At 64.7% G+C, this 23,185-nt stretch carries 14 protein-coding genes, 1 tRNA gene and 3 pseudogenes; 10 read left to right on the top strand and 8 right to left on the bottom strand.

The genetic code is table 11. The features are described 5' to 3' along the window. Positions 1-49: 49 nt before the first annotated feature. Entirely contained in the window at positions 50-1,102 is a 1,053-nt protein-coding gene (locus ALC15_RS31345) for a helix-turn-helix domain-containing protein (protein ID WP_050630628.1), read from the bottom strand. A gap of 1,023 nt (positions 1,103-2,125) precedes the next feature. On the opposite strand from ALC15_RS31345, the gene ALC15_RS31340 reads away from it, so the two are divergent. Both ALC15_RS31340 and ALC15_RS31335 read left to right on the top strand, forming a co-directional pair. Then, positions 2,126-3,700 carry a putative bifunctional diguanylate cyclase/phosphodiesterase gene (locus ALC15_RS31340; RefSeq protein ID WP_094194222.1) on the top strand — a complete coding sequence of 525 codons (1,575 nt, stop codon included), beginning with the start codon at positions 2,126-2,128 and terminating at the stop codon, positions 3,698-3,700. Next, on the top strand, positions 3,697-4,974 hold the full coding sequence (locus ALC15_RS31335) for a hypothetical protein (protein ID WP_050630626.1): 1,278 nt from the start codon (positions 3,697-3,699) through the stop codon (positions 4,972-4,974). Before ALC15_RS31340 ends, ALC15_RS31335 begins: the two co-directional genes overlap by 4 nt. Before the next feature lie 374 nt (positions 4,975-5,348). On the opposite strand, the gene ALC15_RS31330 is transcribed toward ALC15_RS31335, so the two are convergent. Then, a tRNA-Val gene (locus ALC15_RS31330) sits at positions 5,349-5,423 on the bottom strand. 79 nt (positions 5,424-5,502) lie between these two features. Beyond that, positions 5,503-5,862, bottom strand: coding sequence for a cell cycle two-component system response regulator CpdR (cpdR, locus tag ALC15_RS31325; RefSeq protein WP_016843340.1), 360 nt, complete (start codon positions 5,860-5,862; stop codon positions 5,503-5,505). 305 nt (positions 5,863-6,167) lie between these two features. On the opposite strand from cpdR, the gene ALC15_RS31320 reads away from it, so the two are divergent. The 3 genes from ALC15_RS31320 (at position 6,168) to ALC15_RS31310 (ending at position 9,461) form a co-directional block, all read left to right on the top strand. After that, positions 6,168-7,055: an N-formylglutamate amidohydrolase gene (locus ALC15_RS31320; protein ID WP_050630666.1), complete on the top strand. Its 888-nt coding sequence runs from the start codon at positions 6,168-6,170 to the stop codon at positions 7,053-7,055. 570 nt (positions 7,056-7,625) lie between these two features. After that, entirely contained in the window at positions 7,626-8,405 is a 780-nt protein-coding gene (gene hisN / locus ALC15_RS31315) for a histidinol-phosphatase (protein ID WP_050630625.1), read from the top strand. 87 nt (positions 8,406-8,492) lie between these two features. Then, a complete protein-coding gene (locus ALC15_RS31310) occupies positions 8,493-9,461 on the top strand; it encodes a Bug family tripartite tricarboxylate transporter substrate binding protein (protein ID WP_050630665.1) in 969 nt (322 codons plus the stop codon). Positions 9,462-9,463: 2 nt separating this feature from the next. Here ALC15_RS31310 and ALC15_RS31305 read toward each other — a convergent pair whose 3' ends face one another. Together ALC15_RS31305 and ALC15_RS31300 are read right to left on the bottom strand one after the other, a co-directional pair. Next, a complete protein-coding gene (locus tag ALC15_RS31305) occupies positions 9,464-10,111 on the bottom strand; it encodes a glutathione S-transferase family protein (protein WP_050630624.1) in 648 nt (215 codons plus the stop codon). 19 nt (positions 10,112-10,130) lie between these two features. Continuing rightward, positions 10,131-11,024 carry a LysR family transcriptional regulator gene (locus ALC15_RS31300; protein ID WP_050630623.1) on the bottom strand — a complete coding sequence of 298 codons (894 nt, stop codon included), beginning with the start codon at positions 11,022-11,024 and terminating at the stop codon, positions 10,131-10,133. Between the two features lie 91 nt (positions 11,025-11,115). Here ALC15_RS31300 and ALC15_RS31295 point away from each other — a divergent pair, with 91 nt between their 5' ends. Continuing rightward, a complete protein-coding gene (locus ALC15_RS31295) occupies positions 11,116-11,868 on the top strand; it encodes a sulfite exporter TauE/SafE family protein (RefSeq protein ID WP_050630622.1) in 753 nt (250 codons plus the stop codon). Between the two features lie 68 nt (positions 11,869-11,936). On the opposite strand, the pseudogene ALC15_RS31290 reads toward ALC15_RS31295, so the two are convergent. Further along, positions 11,937-12,570: pseudogene (locus ALC15_RS31290) on the bottom strand (LysE family translocator). Positions 12,571-12,807: 237 nt separating this feature from the next. Here ALC15_RS31290 and ALC15_RS31285 point away from each other — a divergent pair. Together ALC15_RS31285 and ALC15_RS31280 are read left to right on the top strand one after the other, a co-directional pair. Then, positions 12,808-14,606 (top strand): annotated as a pseudogene (locus ALC15_RS31285) (adenylate/guanylate cyclase domain-containing protein). Between the two features lie 60 nt (positions 14,607-14,666). Next, positions 14,667-15,326, top strand: a complete 660-nt coding sequence (locus tag ALC15_RS31280) for a hypothetical protein (protein WP_050630621.1) — start codon at positions 14,667-14,669, stop codon at positions 15,324-15,326. 27 nt (positions 15,327-15,353) lie between these two features. Here ALC15_RS31280 and ALC15_RS31275 read toward each other — a convergent pair whose 3' ends face one another. Continuing rightward, a complete protein-coding gene (locus tag ALC15_RS31275; protein WP_050630620.1) occupies positions 15,354-16,301 on the bottom strand; it encodes an alpha/beta hydrolase in 948 nt (315 codons plus the stop codon). A 219-nt stretch (positions 16,302-16,520) separates the two neighbouring features. Here ALC15_RS31275 and ALC15_RS31270 point away from each other — a divergent pair, with 219 nt between their 5' ends. Then, positions 16,521-16,994 (top strand): Hsp20 family protein, encoded by a 474-nt coding sequence (locus tag ALC15_RS31270; protein WP_050630619.1) that lies wholly within the window; start codon positions 16,521-16,523, stop codon positions 16,992-16,994. An 83-nt stretch (positions 16,995-17,077) separates the two neighbouring features. Here the strand turns inward: ALC15_RS31270 and ALC15_RS31265 are convergent, their stop codons facing one another. Next, positions 17,078-17,872 (bottom strand): hypothetical protein, encoded by a 795-nt coding sequence (locus ALC15_RS31265; protein WP_050630618.1) that lies wholly within the window; start codon positions 17,870-17,872, stop codon positions 17,078-17,080. 488 nt (positions 17,873-18,360) lie between these two features. On the opposite strand from ALC15_RS31265, the pseudogene gltB reads away from it, so the two are divergent. After that, positions 18,361-23,096, top strand: a pseudogene (gene gltB / locus ALC15_RS31260) (glutamate synthase large subunit). The last annotated feature ends 89 nt before the right edge of the window (positions 23,097-23,185 follow it).

Genomic DNA, 23,185 nt, shown 5'->3' with positions numbered 1-23,185 from the left:
ACAAGTTGAATGATTTATCCGATGCACCGTGTGGTGATTTCTCAGGTTTTCAACCGGCAGTTGATCGTCGACGCGCGCGTTCGCGCATCTCGCGCGGGCTGACACCGAACTCACGGCGAAACGCGCGCGTGAAATCCGATGCCAGCTTGAAGCCGTGGCGATAGGCGATCTCCTGCACTTGCCGGTCGGTGGACGCGACGAGTTCGGCATGCGCCGCGCGCAGCCGCTTGCGCAGGATGTAACCGGCGACGCCGCCAACGCTCTCGAATGCACGGTAGAGGGCAGAGCGCGATATCCGCAATTGCTGCGCAATGCGATCCGGCGTCAGATCGAAGTCGCCGAGATGCGTCTCTATATAAAGACGCGCACGCTCGAACAGCACCGACTCGATCGCGCCGCGCGCCTGCTCCAACCGGTCCGAGGACAGCTGAATGCACGCGGCAATCATCTGCGCAGTCGCCCGTCCCGCCTGCCGCAACTCCTCCGGGGACATCAGGATCAGGCGCGTCTCCAGCCTGTCGAGATAATCGGTCAACAGCTCGACCAGATTGCCAGAGAGCAGAATGTTGCAGGCGTCGTTGAGCTGATCCGCCACGCCCGTGAATGACCTGCGCGGCAACGCCAGCACCAGGCCATCATAGTTGGTGATGCTGCCGCGGAAATCGTCGTCGAGCGAGATCAGAAACATCGCGCCTGGGCCCGCGTGAATCCTCCGATCGACGGTTTCGAAGCGGGCTTCGCCGGCGCGCACGCGGAACAGCCACCAGATATCGATCGGCGCGCCCTGCAACGGCGCGGCCGCGCGCGCGAATGTCTGCGCGGCAAAGCGCCCGGATGTGAAGACGACATCGGCCATGTTGCAGGTCAGGTACTCCACCTCGAACCCGTGCTCGGGGCGGTGGCTTTCCGGTGGCGCAACGTCGATCAGCGAGGCCATGCGCGTCTTCCAGACTTCGAACTGCTCCGACGGCGGATAGGGTCGTGTCGTGAAAAGCCGCGGCGGCGCCGGGGCTATGTCCCTGATGTCTCGGGGTTCGCGCGGCAAGGGAACTTGTTCCAGGAGCTTCGCTGCGCTCACCGGTGCGTTGTCGTCTGGTTGCATGTACTTTCGTCCCCCGCTGTCGCAAACGACGAACGTCGTCTCAACGAGGGGGCATTCCCAAGGTTGCGTCGCCGGCCACCGTCGGGCTGGCGAATTTCTGGCGGATGAATTTCTGGCGGACGAGGAAGCAGCATTGTCTGGATGCGGACATCACCCGCTTATGCCGGCCGCTCCTGATAGCGCCGATGGTTCCTGCGGCAGTCGTGCTCACACATGGCATTCATCATTGTCGCATCATTGCGTAGTCGCGTCACAGCCGAATCCGACTCGGAAGCTCCGTCACCGAGCTGGTTTAACTGATCTAGACAACAATCTGCGCGAGAACCAGAGCGGCGGCAACGCGGCACCGTGAAGAAAGCGAGAATTGCATTCGTACGATGCGATCCGGCAACGCATGCTCGCAGAGTCTTCAGAAAATTCTCTCGATCTCCACGCCGGGACGAAACGACTGCCGCAAGTGCTGCGCGATCTAAGCACGGTAGATGACATATCGCAGAATCTCCGACGCAGCATTTCGTTGGCGACGCAGGACGCGTGCCTAATCATGCGGCAATTCACCGCGAGCGACACGAACGCAATCCGTGCAGACGGAGCACGCACGGCGCGGACCGCACACGCGCGCGCATGTTGCGGAACTCTCGGATGGCGGTCGAGATGACGAAAGTCACGGCCCACCAGATTCACGGGAGAACATGAGCGGCGGCGCGAGCCAGGCCACGGGCATCAGGCTCATCGGCAGGAGGCGAGCGATGCCGCCGATCGGAAATGCGCTCCGGACATCTGAGGAAGATGTCCGCTCCCAGACGTTGGTTGCTGGCGGGGAGCCGGGCCATGCGCCGGAACTCGGTAGTTCTACCGTCGACGAAAGTCTCGATAAATGGACTGCGCCGCCATCGTAGATTTGTAACCATCTTGCAAATCGTTATCGCGCAAAAGTCGCGGACGGCCTTCACGCAACCTTTTGCAAACTCCAAACTGCCTACCGTCGCCGAATATTTTGATGATAGTAGTGGGGACGAGTAGATGGTTGGACCGCGGCCCAATGTTTCAATGCGGCTCGGGGCCACGATCAGGGAACTGCATTCTGGCGTCGAGAATGATCCCGCCGTTGCGTCGGCCGGGACAAGTTCGGAGGTCGAGCGCCTGCGTGGCGTCATTGCACGCCTGATGCACACGGCGGCGCATGACCAGCTGACCGGGCTTCCGACACGCAGCCTGCTGCTGGAACGGCTGGATCGTGAACTGGCGCGCGAGGCCGATGACGGCGCGCGGGTCGCGGTGCTGTTCGTCGATCTCGACAACTTCAAGCTCGTCAACGATTCACTCGGCCACAGCAGCGGCGACAAGGTGCTGATCGAGATGGCCCGGCGCATCGTTGCATGCCTCGGACCGGACGACACCGCGAGCCGGTTCGGCGGCGACGAGATGGTCGTCCTGCATCCGCGTGCCTCGGATTCTTCTGGAGCGACACTGGGCAGGCGGATCCTCGCCGCGCTGGCCGAGCCGATCCTGCTCTCCGGCAAGGAGGTCGTCGTCTCGGCAAGTGTGGGGCTCGCGCACTGCAAGCCCGGCACGAAGTGCGCCGAGCAATTGCTGCGCGAGGCGGATACCGCCCTCTATGCGGCAAAGGTCCGCGGCCGGGCGCGATTGGCGGAGTTCAACGACGAACTGCATGCGCGCGCCGAGAAGCGCGTCCAGATCGAATCCGATCTGCGGGCGGCGCTCCGGGAATCACAGCTGTTTGTCGAGTATCAACCGCAGGTCCGCCTCAAGGATGGATGCGTCGTGGGCGTCGAGGCGCTGGTGCGCTGGCGACATCCCGAGCGCGGCATCATCTCGCCCGCCGACTTCATTCCCGTCGCCGAGGAATGCGGGCTCATCGTCAAGATCGGACGGCAGGTGCTGCAGGAATCCTGTCGCCAGCTCGCCGAGTGGACGAGGCAGATACCGGGCTGCCGGCTGGCCATGACCGTCAATGTGTCGCCGCGCGAGATCGCGGAGCCGACCTTCATCGAGGAGCTGCGCCAGATTCTCGCCACGACCAACGTCGATCCGACCGCCCTGTGCCTCGAGATCACCGAAAGCGTCATGATGAGCGCGCCGGAGGAGGTCGTGCAGGTGCTCGATCAGATCCGGCAGCTCGGCGTGTTTGTCGCGATCGACGATTTCGGGACCGATCATTCGTCGCTGTCGCGCCTGCGCGACATGCCGGCCGAAGTCTTGAAGATCGACCGCAGCTTCATCGACGGTCTCAGCAGCGAGCCCGGCGATACCGCGATCGTGTCATCGATCCTGAGCCTGGCCTACGCGATGGGCAAGCACACCATCGCCGAGGGCGTGGAGAGGAGCGAGCAGGCCGCGATGCTGCTGCGCATGGGCTGCGACGTCGCTCAGGGTTATTTCTTCTCGCGGCCGGTTGCAGCCGAACTGATTGCGCCGATGCTGACCAAGGCGCTCTGGCATCCAAGTTCGGGACGCGCGCTGCACGCTGCGCAGCCCGTCGAAGGACCGGTGCGGCGCGGCCATCACTATTTCATCGACGAGTTTCTGGATCACATCGGGGCGCCGATGGGCACCAAGGCGACGGTCTCGCGATGATGTACCTCGTCATTGGTCTCAGCAATCTGGCGATCGGACTGGCCTACGCAGGCCTCGGACTGTTGTCGGCCTGGGAAACCGTCAGCCTGCATCGTTACCGCGGCTGGTCCCGCTTCGGCATCGGATTTTCGATGATGGCTGCGAGCTGCGGCCCGCATCACCTGGTGCATGGCTTCCAGGTGCTGCAGGGCGAGAGCGTGTCCTGGTCGATGCTTGCCGTCACCCTGCTCGGGCTGCCGGCGGGACTGACATTCGTGTTCCTGCGATTCGAAACGATATTGGGCGGCCAGGGCGAGCGATTGATCGCCCTCTCGCCGCATCGCGCGATGCTGCTGGTCGGCGGGTTCGCGATCACCGCGGGCTGGCTCTCGGCCTGGGCGATGGCCCAGCCCGGTGCATACGTCCCGTTCCTTTGCACGTCGGCCGAGCTTGCCGCGCGCGTGTCGACGCCAGGCAGCTGGATCGACGTTGCGTCAGCCACGTTCTTTGCCAACGTGTTCGTGACCGTGACCTACGGCCTGGTCGGCTGGTATCTGGGTGATCATCAGGTGCGCCGCTATCTTGCGACCGGCGTGTGGTCGCTGTCCGGAGCGGCGCTGACCGGCGTGTTCTTCAGCTGCGCCCTGATCCACCTCATCGATGCCACGACCCACGGCAGCGGCTCGATGCTCGTCTTCGACCTGATCGGCATTCCCGCCTCGGTGTATTTCCTGTGGGTCGTCGAGCAGCTGCACAGCGACTCCGTGATGGACTGGAATCGGCGTCCGCTGGTCGGCGCCGCGGCAGCGCCGGCGCGGCCTCACCGTGGAGCGGCGGCGGCGTGCCGCACTGAGCGGCCGCCTTCGGTTGGCGATGATCGTCGCTTGGTGGACGCGAGATCAGTCACGCGCGCCCGGTTCGGGCCGACGAGAATCGTCTGCAGGCGTCATCACCACGAAGAACAGCATGTTGATCAGCACCCAGATCGAAAGCAGGCTCAGCGCGGTGCGCACGGTGATTTCCGATGGAACGGCAGGCGTCGATGGATCGATCGCGATGCCACGACGTATCAGCACAAAAGCCGAAATTCGACGCGTAGTAGCCCGGGGCGTAATTCTACGGGACGTCACCGGACGGCGAACGGGCTGAAGGTTTCATCAAGCAAGCCGATGCATTCGCGATCACTGCGCCCGACGGCACAAGCCCCGCAGCCAGACGCCGCGAGAATGCAAACCTGTGATTCACCGGTCGCTCAACAAGCGCGGTGTCGTCCCGGCGCAGGCCGGGACCCATAACCACCGATGCCTATTGTTGCGCGATGCTGGACGACAAGTCCCGTTCACAACACCGGCCGCGGAGTATCGGTCCCTGCTTTCGCAGGGACGACGTGTGGAAGGAATCGTGCCCCACCACAGCTGTCATCGCCCGGCTCGACGGGGCGATCCAGTACGCCGCGGCTTCTCGGCTCAAGCATCAGCGTCTCTGGAATACTGGACCACCCGCTTTCGCGGGTGATGACAGCGAACAAGGTGTTTGGCAGGTTGAACCGGAAACCGGTCGCCTCGCTATTGCAAAGCGTGGCTTGCCGAGCTGTAGCTCGCGGCCAAAGGCCCGCCTACGCCCGTTGGGCTTCGGCGTTGCATCCTTCTCTCGCTTCGCGAGCGAAGGATGGTGGGTGCGACAGGGATCGAACCTGTGACCCCTACCATGTCAAGGTAGTGCTCTCCCGCTGAGCTACGCACCCAAAGCCATGTTTGGATCGGGTCCCTATAACGGACCGCGGCGGGGCAGGCAAGGATGCAAAGTGAAGGTTTTTTGGCGAATCAGGCCGCCAGCAACTTGTTCACTTCGCTGACCAATTCCCTGAGGTGCACGGGCTTGGCCAGCACCTTGGCGTTTTTCGGCGCCTCCGAATCGGAATTGAGGGCCACTGCGGCGAAGCCGGTGATGAACATGATCTTGATATCGGGATCGAGTTCCGAGGCACGGCGCGCCAGCTCGATGCCGTCCATCTCGGGCATCACGATGTCGGTCAGCAGCATTTCGAACGGCTCCTCGCGCAGCCGCTGGTAGGCCGACATGCCGTTATCGTGCGGCGAGACCTTGAAACCCGCATTTTCGAGCGCCTTGACCAGAAAGCGGCGCATATCGGTGTCGTCTTCGGCGAGAAGTATTTTCGGCATGGCAGGAATCGTCGAATCCGGCTTGAGGAGCAGTCCGAACAGTAAGCCCGACAGACGGTAAATTTCGGGTGAAATTTGCGTCAAGCCAGTGGCAAATGCGCACCACCGATTTGTGGACCGAACCACGCGTCGAATCAACCATCTGCGGCATTTCCCGCTTTTAAGACGCGTTCCAAGGCGCACCACACTCTTTTCACTTGGCAGAATGATCGCGATTACCGACAATGACTGCCCATAAATCTCCGCTTTTCCGGCAGAATCAGTTCTTGCGGGGCGAGGCGGACGCAAGGGACGGCGCCAAGGGAATGACCGAATTTGCTGGCGAGTTGTCGCCCCCGTTCGAGATCGTTGAGCCGCAGGCCTGGCGCGCGCCGATCATCTTCAATTCCCCGCATTCGGGTTCGGTCTACCCGGCCGAATTCCTCGAGGCGTCGCGTATAGATGTGGCGGCGCTGCGCCGCTCCGAAGACAGCTTCATGGACGAGTTGATCGCCGGCGTGAACGATCGCGGCTTTCCGATCGTCCGGGTCAATTTCCCGCGTTCCTATGTCGATGTGAACCGCGAGCCCTATGAGCTCGACCCGCGGATGTTCACCGGGCGGCTGCCCAGCTTTGCCAACACGCGCTCGATGCGGGTGGCCGGCGGCCTCGGCACCATCCCGCGCGTGGTCGGCGACGGGCAGGAGATCTACCGCGAGCGGCTCGACGTCGACGACGCGCTGCGGCGGATCGAGGTGCTCTACAAGCCCTATCACCGCGCGCTGCGCCGGCTGATCAACAAGGCGCACCAGGCGTTCGGCACCGTGATCGTGGTCGACTGCCATTCGATGCCGTCGATCGGCGTGTCGCGCGACGAGCCGCGCCGGCCCGATGTCGTGATCGGCGACCGCTACGGCACGAGCTGCGCGCCGCTGCTGCCCGATCTGGTCGAGGAGATCATGAGCTCGCTCGGCTATTCGATCGGCCGCAACAAGCCCTATGCCGGCGGCTTCATCACCGAGCATTACGGCAACCCGGCGAGCGGCCTGCACACCGTGCAGATCGAGCTCAACCGCGCGGTCTATATGGATGAGCGACACCGCGAACGCGGACCGCGCTTCGCCCAGGTGGCCGCCGACTTCGCGACACTCGCCGATGCGCTCGCAAGGATCCCGTTCGGAGATCTCGGCCCGTTCCAAGCGGCAGCAGAATAGCGGCGTCCTCGAATTGAGCTGCGGTGAGCGACGAAGTCGTGAACCTGGAATTCAGTTGGCGGCGTGACGGGATTCGAAATTGGATTCCGCATTCATGCCAGGAAGCGTCGAGCCAAGAAAAAAGGGCCGCTTGAATGAACAAGCGGCCCAAGTCTAGGGAGGAAACGCCCAAGGAGGGCAGCGATAGCGCGAGGCGCTACCGCACCGCAACAATATGCGACCGCGCTGCACAAAACGCAAGAACTTTCGAAACATTTCCTGCGTATTTGTTAGTAGGCTGTCGAAATTGTCACAGGTCCGAAGTCGCAATTTTTATTATTCAATATCAGCGGCTTACAGGACAAATCCCGATCGGATGGCGGTTTGCGCATAGCTTGTATACCAGAACTCGCGAGTTCGTGATCCGGTCCGGAGCCAGGGAGGCTTTCGAATCCGAAGCCAAATCGAAAGTCCGGAATCAGCCATCAGGCTGGGATAACACTCCGTTAATCGTGCGCGCCGCATTGGATTGAGCTAGGCAAGAGCGCATCCGACCTCTTCCACGTCGGTTGCGCATTTCGGGGACAAGCCGTGACGGTCATCGACTTTACCGCCTTCATCGGCCGCCTCGCGACCGCATCCGGCGAAACCATCCTGCCCTTCTTCCGCACCTCGCTCTCGGTCGACAACAAGAGCTCGAACGATTTCGATCCGGTCACCGAAGCCGACCGGGCCGCCGAGGCGGTGATGCGGCGGCTGATCAAGGCGAACTTCCCCCAGCATGGCATCGTCGGCGAGGAGTTCGGCAATGAGCGCGAGGACGCCGACTATGTCTGGGTGCTCGACCCGATCGACGGCACCAAGTCTTTCATCGCCGGCTTTCCGATCTGGGGCACGCTGATCGCGCTGCTGCACAAAGGTACGCCGGTATTCGGCATGATGCACCAGCCCTATATCGGCGAGCGCTTCTCCGGCGACAACGGCTCGGCGACTTATTCCGGGCCGTCGGGCGAGCGGCGGCTCTCGGTGCGGCGCTGCGCCTCGCTGAAAGAGGCGACCACCTTCACCACCAGCCCGCTCCTGATGAATCCGGATGACCGCGCCCGGTTCGGCCGGGTCGAGCAAGCGGCGCGCCTGTCGCGCTACGGCGGCGACTGCTACTCCTATTGCATGCTCGCGGCCGGCCACCTCGACCTCGTGATCGAGACCGAGCTGAAGTCCTACGACATTGCCGGTCTGATCCCGATCGTCACCGGCGCCGGCGGCGTCGTCACCACCTGGGACGGCAAACCGGCGCAAGGCGGCGGCCGCATCATCGCAGCCGGCGATCCGCGCGTGCATGAAGCCGCGATGAAGCTGCTCAACGCCTGAGCCTCTCTTCGCCTGATTTCTTGAGTTGCCCGGCGATTGATCTACGCCCATCCTGACCGCAACGAGAAAAGTCAGGGATCGGCGCACATGACGATTTGCGGCAGGCTGCTGGCGGCATTGTTCCTGCTTCTCGCGCCCGTTGCGGCTTCGGCCCAGGAGTTCCCGACCAAGCCGATCCGGCTGATCGTGCCGTTCCCGCCGGGCGGGCCGAACGACATCATCGCGCGCGTGATCGGGCAGAAGATGTCGGAACAGGTGAAGCAGCCGATCATCGTCGACAACCGCGCCGGCCAGGGCGGCGTGCTCGGCACCGACGCGGTCGCGAAGGCCGCGCCCGACGGCTACACGGTTGCGATCGCGAGCGCCGGCGCGCTGACGATCAGCCCGAGCATGGAGAAGGTCGCCTACGACACGCTGAAGGATCTCGCGCCGGTGACGCTGGTCGCGACCGTGCCGGAGATGCTGGTGGTCGCCACCAACGTGCCGGCGAACAACATGAGCGAACTGGTCGCGCTCGCCAGGGCGCAGCCGGGCAAGCTCAACTTCGCCTCCTCCGGCCCCGGCAGCCTGCCGCATCTGGCCTGCGAATTGTTCAAGCTGACCGCGAAGATCGACATCGTGCACGTGCCGTATCGCGGCGCCGCCCCGGCGGTGAACGATCTGCTGGGCCAGCAGGTGCAGATGACCTTCCTCGACCTCCCCGTGATCCTGCCGCAGATCAAGGCGGGCACGCTGCGGCCGATCGCGCTCGGCGGCCGCGAGCGCGCCCCGACCGCGCCTGACGTGCCGACCACGACGGAAGCCGGCATGCCCGACCTGATCATCGAGAACTGGTACGGCATGGTCGCACCCGCCGGAACGCCGCCGGCGATCGTCGCAAGTCTGAACAAGCTCGCCACAGATGCGATGGCTGATCCGGCGGTCAAGGCAAAGCTCGCCGAGCAAGGCCTGACATTGGCCGGCGACACGCCGGAGCATTTCCGCGACTTCATCGCCAACGACATCAAGCGATGGGCGAAGGTGATCGCGGATGCAGGCGTGGTGACGACGAAGTAGGGCTAATAGTCGAGCCGGCCGCGCATCTCCTCGAACGGAATCATGACGTGCTTACGAAACGGCGGGCGCTGTTGCAGCGTCCGATACCAGCGCTCGACCGCCGGCAGCGGCGGGCGCGTGATCTCGAGCTCGAAATAGCGATAGAGCGAGGTTCCGACGGTGATGTCGGCGAGCGACAGGTTCTCGCCGAGCAGGAACGGATTGCCTTCAAGGAGGCGCTCCAGCTTGGCGAAATGCTGCTCGCAGCGGGCGAGCGCCGTCTTAATCGCCGGCCAATTACGCTGCGCTTCAGGCGTGCGGAAGAAACCCCAGAACACGCCGTCGAGAAAATCCGGCTGCAGGGCGGTCTGCGACCAGTCCATCCAACCGTCGACCCGCGCCCGGACGACGGGATCGTCGGACCAGAAGCGGCCGTTGCCATGGCGCGCGGCGAGGTAGCGCAGGATGGCGTGGGATTCCCAGACGGTTGCCTCGTCATCCCTGATGACAGGCACGCGGCCATGCGGGTTCATCGCCAGGAAGGCCGGCGCATCGAGCCCGCCGAAGGCACCGCCGGCATCGATGTGCTCATGCGCCAGATCGAGCTCGCCGATCAGCCACATCACCTTCTGCACGTTGAACGAGCTGCGCCGTCCCCAGACCTTGAGCATGGTGCTTTCCTTGCTTCCGTCAGCGTTGCGCTTCGGCCCGCAAATATTCCACGAGCTGCTTGGCGGCGCGCGGCAGCGCCTTGAAGCTGCGGGCGCAGATCGTGAGCCGGCGGTTGGCCCAGCCGTCGCGGATCCTTATCGTCGTGATCGGCATCGCCGCGGCGCAGCGCCGGGCCGCGGTTTCCGGGACAACGGCAATGCCGACATCGGCTGCAACCATCTGGCAGATGGCGTCGAAGCCGCGCAGGCGGGCGCGGAAGCGCAGCCGCGCACCGAGCTTTGCCGCGTGGCGGGAAATATGGACCTGCAACGCCGACGTCGCCGTGAGGCCGACGAAATCGCGCCCGACCACCTCCTGAAAATCGATCTGGCGGCGGTTGCCGAGATCGCTGCGCCGCGACGCCACCAGCATCAGGCGGTCCTCGCTGAACAGGAAGCGCTCGACGCTGTCGGGCAGCGCGTGCTCGGCGGCGAAACCGAGATCGGCGGCGCCGCTAGCGATCGCGGTCGCGATATCGGTGCTCTCGCGCTCCTCGACATCGACGCTGATATCGGGATGTTCGTGCAGGAAGGCCGCGAGCGCGCGCGGCAGATGCTCCGACAGGCCCGAGGTGTTGGCGAGCAGCAGCACGTTGGCGCGCACCCCGCTGGCATAGGCGGCGAGATCGCTTTGCAGCGCCTCGACATTGTGAATCACGATGCGGGCATGGCCGAGCAGGCTTTCACCCGCCGCCGTCAGCTCGACGCCACGGCGGCCGCGCTTGAGCAGTGCGACGCCGAGCGCCTCCTCGAGGCCTTTGATCCGCTCGCTGGCGGACGCTAGCGCGAGGTTTGCGCGCACCGCGCCCTGCGTGATGCTTCGCGCGTCGGCAACCGCAATGAACAATTGCAAGTCGATCAGGTCGAACCGCATGATTTTCCCGCCCTCGCCCTTCGGACTGCCCGAAGGCTAACTCCGTAACCTCCAGATTGTGCCGATCGCGTCTATCGGTCAATGTCCCGCCATGGTCGACCATCTCCTGATCTTCATCGCTTTCGCCTTCCTGCTCGCCGGCTTCGTCAAGGGCACGCTCGGCCTCGGCCTGCCGACGGTCGCGATGGGGCTGTTGGCAACCACGATGGCGCCGGGCCAGGCGATCGCGATCGTGATCGTGCCGGCGATCGTCACCAATATCTGGCAGACCTTCGTCGGCCCCTATCTGCGCGATATCCTCAAGCGGTTATGGCCGCTGATGCTCGGCACTGTGGCCGGAATCTGGATCAATGCCGGACTGTTGACCGGGCCGTACGCAGCGTACGGCACCGTCGTGCTTGGTGTCCTGCTGGTGATCTACGCGATCGTCGGCTTGAGCCGTTTCAACTTCAAGGTCGCGCGGCGCCATGAGAAATGGGTCGGCGGCATCGTCGGCGTCATCACCGGGCTGATCTCGGCCGCAACCGGCGTCCAGGTCATCCCTTCGATGCCGTTCATGCAGGCGATCGGCATGGACAAGGACGAGCTGGTGCAGGCGCTCGGTGTCTTCTTCACCACCGCGACCCTGGCGCTCGCCTTCAACCTGACGGCCTCGGGCCTGCTGACCGTGGCGACCGCGCTGCCCGGTGCGGTGGCGATGGTGGCGTCGTTCATCGGCATGTTCGTCGGCCAGGCGGTCCGCACACGGATGCAGCCGGATGTGTTCCGCCGCTGGTTCCTGATCTCGATGATCCTGCTCGGCATCTATCTCGCCGGCAGCGCGCTGCTCAAGATCCACGGCTAGATTCTTGTTCGACACGTTTTCTTCACGCGAACCGGTAAGCCACTTCGCTCGAAAACGCTCTGGCGACGCTAGCGCGACTCCAGCATGGCGACGCGGACGCGAGATAGATGAAGAGCGCGCCGAGCGAGCGGTTGATCCAGGCGATCACGCCCGCCGATTGCCGGATGCGGCCGGCGGCCTTCGCCGCAAAGGCCGCAAGGCCAAAGCACCACAGCGTGCCGCCGGTGATGAAGATCAGCCCGAGCACCAGGAAGGCGAGCGTCTTGTGGGCCGAGTCCGCCGCTACGAATTGCGGCAGGAAGGCGAGGAAGAACAGCGCCACCTTCGGGTTGAGGATGTTGGTCAGGGCGCTTGCCAGAACACGCGCGAGATCGAGGTCTCGCCGGCCTGCCCCGCGATCTCGGCGATCGGCTTGGCGCGCGACAACAGCATCTGCAGGCCGGTGAGCACCAGATAGGCGGCGCCGATCAGCTTGACGGCCAGGAACGCCGTCGACGACGCCATCAGCAGCGCCGACAGCCCGATCGCCGCGCCCAGCACATGGACCAGGCAGCCGCTGCTGATACCGATTGCCGCAGCGGCGCCGCCGCGCCACCCGAGCTGAATTGTGCGCCCAATGATATAAGCGGTATCCGGCCCCGGCGTGACGTTGAGCAGCAGCCCGGACAGGACAAACAGCCAAAGTTCGTGAATTCCCAGCATGCGGCGAGATTAACCCATGTAAGTAACGAACCGGAAAGGACGGTCAGCCAAGCTGCGCCATCCCAGCGACACACGAATTCAGTAGAGAAACGGACTGTACGATCCGTTGGTCGCATGCCAATTCCTGCTACTATGCATTATAGGTGCCCACAAACCGAGCTTCCGCCGGACCCGGCCTGTCTTGTAAGTATCGGATTCGGTCACCTCGCTAAGTGGCCATTCCAGGGCACAGGAGACATGGAAAGACGGCTCGCTGCCATTCTTTGCGCTGACATCGCCGGCTATTCCCGCATGATGGGTGTCGACGAGGCGGGGACGCATGCCTCGTTCAAGGCACACCGCAGTGCGATCTACCCGATTATCCTCAACCATGGCGGCCGAATCGTCAAAAACACCGGCGATGGCTTCCTGCTGGAATTCCCGAGCATCATCGGCGCGATCGAGGCCGCCGTCGCGATGCAGACCCTGATGGCCGAGCGCAACGAACATCTGCCGGCCGACCGTGCCATGCATTTCCGGATGGGCGTCCATATGGGCGACGTCATGGCCGACGAGGACGAGGTGTTCGGCGACGACGTCAACATCGCGGTCCGTCTCGAGACGGTCGCTACGCCCGGCGGCATCGCAGTGTCGGACAAGGCCGCACCGAGGCGGGACGGCGGCTTGCCGTCAGCCTGGTCGATGCCGGCCCGCATCGCTTCAAGAACATCGCCGAACCGGTCAATGTCTGGACCTGGGCGCCGGCCGGGACCGACGCGCAGGAGCAGGCTCCGGAGGATGGGCCGCATCTGCCGGGGCAATACCGCACCGCGATCGTCGGCGTGCTGCCGTTCGACAATCTGAGCGGCAGTGCCGACGAATATTTTTCGGACGGCCTGACCGAGGACCTGATCCACGCGCTGTCGCTGCAATCCTTCTATCGCGTGCTGAGCCGCAACTCGACCTTCGCCTACAAGGGCAAGAACGTCTCGACCCGCCTGATCGCGCGCGAGATTGACGCCACCTATCTGATCCAGGGTTCGGTGCGGCGCGCCGGCAACAAGATCCGCGTCACCGCCGAGCTGATCGCACCCGAGAAGGGCGAGCAACTGTGGACCGGCCGCTACGACCGCGACATGGGCGACCTGTTCGCGATGCAGGACGAGATCACCGCCAATCTCTCCGCCGCGGTCGCGCAGGAGATCTACCGCGCCGAGGCATCGGCGCCGGCACGCTCGCCGAATTCCGAGCTGACCGCGTGGGATCGCTTCCTGAAGGGCCTGTCGCACTACTATCAGCAGACCCAGTCCGACTGCGAGACCGCGATCGCGCTGTTCAAGGAGGCGATCGAGCTCGATCCCGCGCTGTCGATCGCGCGCGCTTATCTCGCGCTGATCCAGATCCAGAGCATCCAGTTCGGCTGGATTCCGAGCACGCGCGAAATGTGGGCGTCGTCGGTCAGCCTGGCCGAGAGCAGCGTCCGGCTCGACCCGCGCTCCTCATTCGCATTTTCGCTGCTGGCCTATCTGCATGCGATGCAGGGTCACTACGAAGCGGCGATGGACGCGATCAAGCGGGCGATCGAGCTCAACCCCTACGACATGGGCGCGCGCGGCGTGCTCGGTATCTGCCACATGGTGATCGGCGACCATCGCCAGGCGGTCGAACTGTTCTCGACGGCGGTCCAGCGCGGCAACAGCGACCCGCGCTATCAATGGGGCGCCTTGAACGCGTTCAGCCATTACCTGCTCGGACAGTATGACGCATCGCTGTCGTGGTCGCGCGAAACGCTCTACCTCAACCCGAACCATCTGCAGGGCCTTGCGGTGCGCGCCGCGGCGCTCGCCCAGCTCGGCCGCACTGAGGAGGCCGCGCAGGCGGCCGAGGCGCTGCTCGCCAACCATCCCAAGCTGACGGTCGAACGTCACTTGCGCAATTTCCACTGGAAGAATCCGGCCGACATCGCGCATTATCGCGACGGCCTCTTGAAAGCCGGCCTCCCGTTCGGCAAAATCGCTCTGGTTGCATCCGCATCGAAGTTCGCCGTCGATTCCTGAGCGAATTCATCCACCGGTAATGGATGCTTTTTAGGCTGATGCTTTTCAGGATGTGGTTTGATGTCCGATACGGCTGCAAGCGCGGCGCCTGCCCCGCAGATCTCTCCTGACAATCCCTGCCCGTTCCTGCGCGCGCTGGTCGCCGGCAATTATGTCGGCGGCCACATCGTGCCACTGCGAGAGCTGACCGAGACCATCGACCGCGCCACCGGCAAGACCGGCCTTCCGGCGCTCAGCGCCGGCGCCAAGATATTCATGGTCGCGCAGATGGCCAACGGCGTCGGACCGTTCAGCCAGGTGCGCAGCCTGTTGCAGGGCGCGATCCTCGACCAATTGCGCAACGGCCCGCTCGACAAGCACGGCGCCGGCTCCCGCATCCTCGATCAGCATGCCGTCGTGCATGAGGACGAGATCGCGCGGCTCGCCACCTTCGGATCGGACTACAAGGCCCCTGACGGCAGCGTCGAACGCGGGCTGTCGGCCGCCGAGATCAAGACCTTCATGGCCGCGAACTTCCAGCGCGCCAAGGACGAGCATCCGCCATCCTACGCCATCCTGCACTGCTACTATCCGCTGCTGATGCTCGGCGAATGGCCGGTGCTGCTCGACATCATGGGCAAGGGCGAAGGCAAGGACCGCTATCTCAGCGTCGCCGAGGTCAGGACCCTGTTCGTCGAGAAACGCTTTCCGGACCGCATCGTCGCGCTGCTCAACGGCTGAGCCGCGAGCTCCACACCGATTGACCGCTCACTTGAACAGCGGCGTTCCAGGCACGAAGGCGTCGAACGCCGCCCAGAACTGCGCGCGGTAACGATCCTGCTCCTGCAGGATCTCGTGCTTGGAGCCCGCGATCACGAGGTGCGAGCCGGCGCGCAGATGATAGGCGAACTCCTCGATCGCTGCCGTCGACACCACCTCATCATTGCTCGCCGCCAGCATCAGGATCGGCTGGCGGATTTCGGAGGGATACGACATGCCGCGGAAGGTGCGCATCGCGGTGAACGCAGTGTCGGCCCATGCGATCGTCGGTGCGGCGATGCCGAGCGTCGGGTCTTCTTCCAGGATCGCCGCGTTGCGGGCGTGGCGCACCGGATCGCTGGTTACGGGATTGCCGATGAAGGGCGCGAGGCCGACCAGTTCGCTGCTGCCGCCCGGGATGTAATTGCTGCCCTGTCCGGTGAGGCGCATGATGCGAAGCAGCGCGCTCGGGAAGAAGGAAACGCGACGGCCCGGCAGGTCGATCATCGGCGCCGACAGCACCATGCGGTCGAACCAGCGCTTGCCGGCATGCGCGATGCGCAGCATCACCGCGCCGCCCATCGAATGCGCCAGCGCGAAATAGGGCGGCGGGCAATCCGGCAGCACCACCTGCTGGACGAAGGCTTCGACGTCGGTCTCGTAGTCGGCGAAGTTGCGCACATAGCCCTTGCGTGGATCGCGCAACCGCCGCGACGAATGGCCCTGCCCGCGCCAGTCGATCATCGCCACCGCAAAGCCGCGGTCGCGCAGGTCGCGCACGGTCTCGAAATATTTCTCGATCATCTCGCCGCGCCCGCCAAACACGCAGACCGTGCCCTTGCGGCCGGGCGGCGGCGCCCAGCGCGCAAAGCGCAGCTCGGCTCCGTCTGATGTTTTGATAGTGCCGCTGACCACGTCGTCCGGAACCGGGTTGGCGGGAATCGAGACGAGCGTCATGCGGGAAACCGACGTGGTGAGACAGGGTGGAAATCAAGGACGCCAGCGCCAGAAAAGCGACGCGGTTTCCGCCTCTTGAACGCGACGTGACCCCTCCCATATCACCCTAGTGCAGGCCGCTACCAGTGTTTCGGACCCGAAACATCAGGCTGCACACATCTAAGCCCGGCCCGATGGCGGGCGGGTAACTGAAACAGTCGCTCACTGGAGGACTATTCTATGCGTAGCTACGACCTCACTCCGTTCTATCGTTCCACCGTCGGCTTCGACCGCCTCTTCAACCTGCTCGATCAGGTGACCTCCGACGGCAGCCCCGGCTATCCCCCCTACAACATCGAGCGCACCGGCGAGAATGCTTACCGGATCAGCGTCGCGGTCTCCGGCTTCTCGCAGGCCGAGCTTTCGATCGTCGCGAAGGAGAACACGCTGACGATCAAGGGCGAGAAATCCGCCAACGAGAACGCCGGCAACGGCTCGGAAGTGCTCTATCGCGGCATCGCCTCGCGTGCCTTCGAGCGCGTCTTCCAGCTTGCCGACTTCGTGCAGGTGAAGAACGCCTCGCTCGAGAACGGGCTGCTCCACGTCGATCTCGTTCGCGAGATTCCCGAAGCCAAGAAGCCCCGCAACATTCCGATCGGCGGCGGCGAGAAGGCCCCGCAGGTCGTCGACGGCTCGGCGAAGGTCGCAGCCTAAGGAATGCCCCCCGCGTCAGCAGATATTGGCTGAACGCGAAGACGCCCCGGGAAACCGGGGCGTTTTTTTGTTGCCGGCTGCCGCTATTCCAACCCCTGTACCTTCGGCATCTCCTGGGTCGGCAGGATCGCGGGCGCGGGCGGCGCCGGCGCGGTCTGACCGACGGTCGGGACCTCTGCTTGCTGGACCGGCTTCGGCGCCGCGGCGGCCTGGATCTCGGCCGGTTTCGGCGCAGCCGCGGCCTGCTCGGCCGGCGCGGGTGCGGCGGCCTGGACAGGCGCAGGCTGCGGCGTGGCGGCCGGCGGCACTGCGGCCTGGGCCGCGGGAGGCTGGGTCGCCGGAGCAGCAGCGGGAGCCTGGGCTTTGGCGTTGAGCGGGCTGCGCTTCGGCACGCGGCTTGCGACATGCGGGATCGGGAGCGGCGGCCGTGGCACCCTCGCCTGGATCGCCCGCGGCACCGGGCCGACCGGGCCGTAGGTCGCGCTCATCTCCTCCTCGTAATTGTCGCCGAGCCGGTAGGCCGGGGTGAAGCGGATGATGTGCCCGTCGCGGGCGTCGATCACCAGGCGGCCGTCATCGCCGCCCTGGTCGATCACCGAGATCGTGTAGACGAAGCCGCGCTGCTGCGGGGCCCCGAGCGGCAAATAGCCGTTCTCGCGCAGCACGGTGTAGACCTCGACCGGCGGCAACAGGCTCGGGACCCGGCCAAACCGCGGCGGCGGCGGAACCTCGGGCATCGCGGCGTAGGGCCCGTCCATGTCGGAGACCCTGACGAAAGCCGGGCTGCCGATCCGGACTGATGTCACCAGCTGCGCCTCGGCCGAGGCTGCGCTGAGCGCGAGGGCGGCGGCTGCAACCGAACCTGTGAACAACTTCATCGCCGTAACTCCTGTCTGCCCCGCCCTGGGAGCGTTCCCGCTCTCTTGCTGGCTTGCCCGGGGCAAAATTTCAGTTTGAAATCCGGCGGTCCTTGGTCGCTCCTTGGGCCAGATCACGGCGTGTTTGCTTCGAATCGGGGGCGCGGCGGGCCCGCCGAGCCGTTCGTTCCGAGCATGCGGGCAAGGACTTCCTCGCGCTTGTGTGATAGACAAAAATTTGGCAAGGTCGAGGTTAGGACAGCAAGACTGTCTCAATTTCGAGGCCATCCCGGCATGGGGATTGCAACGAGAACCTCTGTAAGGAGGGCCTCGGCGCCCCGGGCTCCGAGAATGCTGCAGGCAGGGCCGTCCCGCAGGGGACGTTGAAACGCCCGTCGTCTGAATTTAGGAAAATGCGGCTCGCGGCGGACGAGCGGTGGCCCGGTGGGTGCCGCAACGTCCAAGGTGCGCCAAATACGGTGAGGCCCCTTACGAAAGGGAGAGGACACATGAGCGGGTCGGAATTCGAGCGCGAAATCATCGTGGCAGGTACGCTGTCGGCGACCGCGGACTCGAAAGCCGCCGAACCCGCGCGTGAGCTGCACACATGGCGTCCTGAAGCCGAAGGCCTGTTTGATCCGAGCCTGGAGAAGGACTCCTGCGGCGTCGGCTTCATCGCCAACATCAAGGGCCAGAAGTCGCATCAGATCGTCTCCGACGCGCTGAGCATCCTGTGCAACCTCGAGCATCGCGGCGCCGTCGGCGCCGACCCGCGCGCCGGTGACGGCGCCGGCATCCTGGTGCAGATTCCCCACACCTTCTTCGCGCGCAAGACCTCCGAGCTCGGCTTCAAGCTGCCGCAGCCCGGCGAATACGCCATCGGCGCGCTGTTCATGCCGCGCGACGCCGCGTGGCGGAACGTGATCAAGAGCATCATCGCCGACGAGATCAAGAACGAGGGCTTCAAGCTGCTCGGCTGGCGCGACGTGCCGTCAGACAATTCCTCGCTCGGCGTCACCGTGAAGCCGACCGAGCCCTACCACATGCAGGTCTTCATCGGCCGCAATGGTGCGGCCAAGAACGAGGACGATTTCGAGCGCCGGCTCTACATCCTGCGCAAGTCGATCTCGCAGGCGATCTACCAGCGCCGCGACCGCGGCATGGCGGGCTACTATCCGTGCTCGTTCTCGTGCCGCACCGTGATCTACAAGGGCATGTTCCTCGCCGACCAGCTCGGCAAGTACTATCCCGACCTGCACGAAGCCGATTTCGACAGCGCGCTGGCGCTGGTGCATCAGCGCTTCTCGACCAACACCTTCCCGACCTGGTCGCTGGCGCATCCCTACCGGATGATCGCCCATAACGGCGAGATCAACACGCTGCGCGGCAACGTCAACTGGATGGCGGCGCGGCAGGCCTCGGTGCATTCGGAGCTCTACGGCAAGGACATCAGCCGGCTGTGGCCGATCTCCTATGAGGGCCAGAGCGACACCGCCTGCTTCGACAACGCGCTCGAATTCCTGGTGCAGGGCGGTTACTCGCTGCCCCACGCCGTGATGATGATGATTCCGGAAGCGTGGGCCGGCAATCCGCTGATGGATGAGCAGCGCCGCGCCTTCTACGAATATCATGCCGCGCTGATGGAGCCGTGGGACGGCCCGGCGGCGATCGCCTTCACCGACGGCCGCAAGATCGGCGCCACGCTCGACCGCAACGGCCTGCGCCCGGCGCGCTACCTCGTCACCAAGGACGACCGCATCGTGATGGCGTCCGAAATGGGCGTCTTGAAGATTCCGGAGGACCAGATCGTCACCAAGTGGCGGCTGCAGCCCGGCAAGATGCTGCTCGTCGACCTCGAGCAGGGCCGCCTGATTCCCGATGACGAGATCAAGGCCGACCTCGCCAAGAGCCACCCCTACGCCGACTGGCTGCATCGCACCCAGATCCAGCTCGAGGAGCTGCCGGATGCGCCGGCCAAGGGCGTGCGCTCCAACCTGCCGCTGCTCGATCGCCAGCAGGCGTTCGGCTACAGCCAGGAAGACATCAACATCCTGATGACGCCGATGGCGTCGACCGGCGAGGAAGCTGCCGGCTCGATGGGCAACGACACGCCGATCTCGGCGCTGTCGGACAAGCCGAAGCAGCTGTTCACCTACTTCAAGCAGAACTTCGCGCAGGTGACCAACCCGCCGATCGATCCGATCCGCGAGGAAATCGTCATGAGCCTCGTCTCGATCATCGGGCCGCGGCCGAACCTGTTCGATCTGCAGGGCGTCGCCTCGACCCAGCGCCTCGAAGTGCGGCAACCGATCCTGACCGACACCGACCTGGAAAAGATCCGCTCGATCTCCGACGTCGCCGAGACCCACTTCAAGTCGCGCACGCTCGACACCACCTTCCACGCCGGCTTCGGCGCGGCGGGCATGGAGCAGGTGCTCGACGAGCTCTGCGCGCGCGCCGAGGGCGCGGTGCGCGAGGGCATCAACATCATCATCCTGTCGGACCGCATGACCGGCACCGACCGGATCCCGATCCCGTCGCTGTTGGCCTGCGCCGCCGTGCATCATCATCTGATCCGCACCGGCCTGCGTACCTCGGTCGGCCTGGTCGTGGAATCCGGTGAGCCGCGCGAGGTGCATCATTTCGCCTGCCTCGCCGGCTACGGCGCCGAGGCGATCAACCCCTATCTCGCGTTCGAAACCATCCTCGCGATGAAGGACCGGCTGCCCGGCGCGCTCGACGACTACGAGATCGTCAAGCGCTACATCAAGTCGATCGGCAAGGGCCTGCTCAAGGTGATGTCCAAGATGGGCATCTCGACCTACCAGTCCTATTGCGGCGCGCAGATCTTCGACGCGGTCGGCCTGAAGGCGGACTTCGTCGCCAAGTATTTCGCCGGCACCCACACCAGGATCGAGGGCGTCGGCCTCGGAGAAATCGCCGAAGAGACCGTGCGGCGCCACACCGACGCGTTCGGTGAGGGCCAGATCTACAAGACAGCGCTCGATGTCGGCGGCGAATATGCCTACCGCACCCGCGGCGAGGACCATGCCTGGACCGCGGAATCGGTCTCGACATTGCAGCATGCCGTGCGTGGCAACTCGCTGGAACGTTACCGGGCGTTCGCCAAGATCCTCAACGAGCAGTCCGAGCGTCTTCTGACGCTGCGCGGCCTGTTCCGGATCAAGAGTGCCGAGGACGACAAGCGCAAGCCGGTCAAGCTCGAGGACGTCGAGCCGGCCAAGGACATCGTCAAGCGGTTCTCGACCGGCGCGATGTCGTTCGGCTCGATCTCGCGCGAGGCGCACACCACGCTCGCGATCGCGATGAACCGGATCGGCGGCAAGTCGAACACCGGCGAAGGCGGCGAGGAGTCCGACCGCTTCAAGCCGATGCCGAACGGCGACAGCATGCGCTCAGCGATCAAGCAGGTCGCCTCGGGCCGGTTCGGCGTGACGACGGAATACCTCGTCAACTCCGACATGATGCAGATCAAGATGGCGCAGGGTGCCAAGCCCGGCGAAGGCGGCCAGCTGCCCGGCCACAAGGTCGACGCGACGATCGCGCGCGTCCGGCATTCGACGCCGGGCGTCGGCCTGATCTCGCCGCCGCCGCATCACGACATCTACTCGATCGAAGACCTCGCCCAGCTGATCTACGACCTCAAGAACGTCAATCCGGACGGCCAGGTCTCGGTCAAGCTGGTGTCCGAGGTCGGCGTCGGCACGGTTGCCGCCGGCGTCGCCAAGCGCGCGCCGACCATGTCACCATCGCGGGCTTCGAGGGCGGCACTGGTGCCTCGCCGCTGACCTCGATCAAGCATGCCGGCTCGCCCTGGGAGATCGGCCTTGCCGAAACCCACCAGACGCTGGTGCGCCAGCAGCTGCGCAGCCGCATCGCGGTGCAGGTCGACGGCGGCTTCCGCACCGGCCGTGACGTCGTGATCGGCGCGCTGCTCGGCGCCGACGAATTCGGCTTCGCCACCGCGCCCCTGATCGCGGCAGGCTGCATCATGATGCGCAAGTGCCACCTCAACACCTGCCCGGTCGGCGTGGCGACCCAGGACCCGGTGCTGCGCAAGCGCTTCACCGGCCAGCCCGAGCACGTCATCAACTACTTCTTCTTCGTCGCCGAGGAAGTCCGCGAGATCATGGCGCAACTCGGCTACAAGACGTTCGACGAGATGGTCGGCCAGGTCCAGATGCTGGACCAGACCGCGCTGGTCTCGCACTGGAAGGCCAAGGGTCTCGACTTCTCCAAGCTGTTCGTGCGGCAGAAGGAGGAGAAGGGCCAGACGATCTATCACTCGGAGAGCCAGAACCATCATTTGGAAGCCGTGCTCGATCGCCGGCTGATCGAGCAGGCGCAGGCCGCGCTCGACCGCGGTGCGCCGGTCAAGATCGAGGAAGAGATCAACAACACCGACCGTTCCGCCGGCGCGATGCTGTCGGGCGCGGTGGCCAAGATCTACGGCCATGCCGGCCTGCCGCTCGACACCATCCATGTCGGCCTGAAGGGCACCGCCGGACAGGCGTTCGGCGCCTGGCTCGCCAAGGGCGTCACCTTCGAGCTCGAGGGTGAAGGCAACGACTATGTCGGCAAGGGCCTCTCGGGCGGCTGCATCATCGTCAAGCCGCCGAAGATCTCCGGCATCGTGCCGGAAGAATCGATCATCGTCGGCAACACCGTGATGTACGGCGCGATCGCGGGCGAGTGCTACTTCCGCGGCATCGCCGGCGAGCGCTTCGCGGTGCGCAACTCCGGCGCGGTCGCGGTCGTCGAAGGCGCCGGCGACCATTGCTGCGAATACATGACCGGCGGCATCGTGGTGGTGCTCGGCAAGACCGGGCGCAACTTCGCGGCCGGCATGTCGGGCGGCATCGCCTATGTGCTGGACGAGAGCGGTGACTTCGACAAGCTCTGCAACCTCTCGATGGTCGAGCTCGAGCCGGTGCTGTCGGAGGAGATGATCAACGCCGACACCTACCATCACTCCGGCGATCTCGAGGCGCATGGCCGGGTCGACGTGTTCCAGAACCTGCTCGACTCCGACGTGGAGCGGCTGCATGTCCTGATCACGCGTCACGGCAAGCTGACCGGCTCGAAGAAGGCGGCGGAAATCCTCGCCAACTGGAAGGCCTGGCTGCCGAAATTCCGCAAGGTGATGCCGGTGGAGTACCGCCGCGCGCTGAAGGAAATGAAGGCCAACGCCGACGCCGAGCCGAAAATCGCGATCGGCGCGTAGTATTACCGCGCGTCATTCCGGGGTGCGCCAGGCGCGACCCGGAATCTCGCAAAGCCACTTCGGGACTTCGGGTCTGCGCCCCTCAGCGC

Origin of the sequence: Bradyrhizobium viridifuturi (assembly GCF_001238275.1) — a bacterium.
In the GTDB taxonomy this organism is placed as follows: Bacteria; Pseudomonadota; Alphaproteobacteria; order Rhizobiales; family Xanthobacteraceae; genus Bradyrhizobium; species Bradyrhizobium viridifuturi.
This window is presented reverse-complemented; position numbering and strand designations above follow the sequence as displayed.